Here is a 2,291-nt window from a genome sequence, read left to right as displayed (position 1 = left end):
CGCCCCCCGGGCGCCGACCGCACCAGCATGAGCCCCCAGCCCATTCCCTCACCCGCCGCGACGAGCGAAAGACCGAGTCAGAGGTTGCTCTCTTTTGTGATGAACCACTGGCCGTCAATCAACTGCCAGGTCACCGATTTGTTCACGACGTCGGAGTAGCCCGACGAGGTGTACGTCTGCTTGAAGCGGGTCTGCGCAACGCCAGGCCCGGTGGCCTGCACGTCGACGTTCTCCAGCTTCACGGTGAGTGGACCGGTCTTCGCCAGCATCGCCTGCCGGCGTGCCTTCCAGGCGTCGACCGAACCCTGCGCCGGCTTGAAGCCCGGTGCATAGAAGCTCAGATAGCGCGGCAGATCCTTGGCCTCCCAGGCCGCCGTCCACGCATTCAGGCGCGGCAGCGGCGAGCTGGCTGGTGCCACCACGGCCGGCAGCGTCGAGACGCCCCCCGCGATCGGCGTGGCCGGGCCGGTACCGGCGGCAGCACGCTTCGACAAGGCCTCGAAATCGATCGGCGGCGAGGTCACGGCATCGGCCGGGCAGCGCCCCGGCGCATCGCCATCGGCCGACCACCCGCTCGCGTCGTCCGGCGCCTCGGGCGCACCCTGGTCGCGCGCCAGCCCGAGCTGGGCGCTCAGCTGGTTCATCGACGCCYGCGTGCGCACGTAAGCCACGCCCAGGTCGTACTCGGCATTCGCATACGAACGCCGCGCGGTGTACAGCTCGTTCTCGGCGTTCAACAGGTCGAGCAGGCTGCGCTGGCCGATGTCGAACTGCTGGCGGTAGGCGTCGCGTGCCTTCTCGATCGCGATCGTGTTGCGGTCGAGATAACCCAGCTGGTCGACCAGCTTGCGGGTGTCGTTGTAGGCGATCTCCACCGTCTGGCGCACATCGCGGCAGACCTTGTCGCGCTGGTCCTCGGCCTGCGTCAGCAACCTGGTCTGCTGGCGCACGCGGGCCTGGTCGGAGCCACCGTTGAACAGATTCCAGTTCAGCACGATCTCGGCAGTGCTGTCGCGGCGCTGGTCCTGCACACCGTCGAAGTTACGGCCGGCACCGGCGCGCACGCGGGCCTCGACCTTCGGCTGGTAGGCGCTCTCGCGCACCGAGACCAGCGAGCGCGCCGAGCGCAGCGATTCGACGCTCGCGCTGATCGTCGGGCTGCGCCGGATCGCCTCGGCCGCCGCCTCGTTCGCGCTGGCCGGGATCGCCTGGCGCAGCGGCACGGGCAGCGGCATCACCGCCGGCGGCGCCTCGCCGACCACGCGCTGGTAGCGCGCCGACACATCATGCAGGTTCGACACCTCGGTCGACAGGTTGGATTCGGCCAGCGCCAGCCGCGCGCCGGCCTGCTCGAGGTCGACGCCCCGGCCGACTCCGGCACGCACGCGCGAGTTGATCTGGTTGAACGCGCTGCGGTGCTGCACGAAATTGTCTTCGGCCAGCGCCACCAGGCGGCGGTAGCGCAGCACGTCGTAGTAGGCGCGCGCGGCTTCGAGTGCGGTCTGCTCGGTGACGTCGACCACCTCGAAGTAGCGGGCCAGCCGCTCGTGGCCGAGACGGCTCACGTCCTTGCTGGTGCCCAGGCCATCCCACAGCAGCTGCGTCAGCGTCAGCGCCGCACCGCTGCGGCTGGTCGACTGGCTCTCGGGCGTGCGCGAATCGATGCTGTCGCGGTCACGGCCGACGTTGGCGCTCAGGTCGAGCCGGGGATAGAAGCCGCCGCGCGAGGCGTCGATCGCATCGGACGACGCGCGGTAGGCATTGAACCGGCCGGTGACTTCAGGGTTGGATGAGACGGCCTTCTGGGCGGCCGCCTTCAGGGCGTCGTTGCTCTGCGCGAGGGTGGGGCCGGTGCACAGCAGTGCGGCAGCGGCGGTGGAGAGCAAGCTCTTGGTCTTCAACTGCATCGTGATCCTGTCTCTGAGCGAACCCATCGGTAAACCCGATCGGAGTGTAGTGGCCGCGCTACAACTGCTCACCCGGGCGCATCGGGAGATCATCAAGGCGCCCACAGTATTTCACGCAATGGGTGCGCGGAGCGGTGTTTCTGCCACAACTCCTCACACACTGCCGGACTCTGGTGCGCCGGCGTGGGGACTCCTCAAGTCGCCGCGCACCATGACGACATCCTTACGTCGGGCCCCACCACATGGATGCACGTGCACGCTGAATCGAACCCCGACGTGATGTCCTGCCGCCGGCTGCGCCGCGGCATCGTCGCGTGGATGGTGGCGGTGGCGCTCGTGCTCGCCGGCGTGCCCTCGGGCGCCTGGGACGCCGACCGCATGCGC

General features: G+C 69.1%; 1 protein-coding gene. It reads right to left on the bottom strand.

Annotated elements, in window-relative coordinates:
- Nucleotides 1-77 precede the first annotated feature (77 nt).
- A complete protein-coding gene (locus AC1D15_RS27970; protein WP_477828576.1) occupies nucleotides 78-1,907 on the bottom strand; it encodes a TolC family outer membrane protein in 1,830 nt (609 codons plus the stop codon).
- Nucleotides 1,908-2,291: the final 384 nt, after the last annotated feature.

The sequence above is a fragment of the Rhizobacter sp. P2_H2 genome, from assembly GCF_056403375.1.
This window is presented reverse-complemented; position numbering and strand designations above follow the sequence as displayed.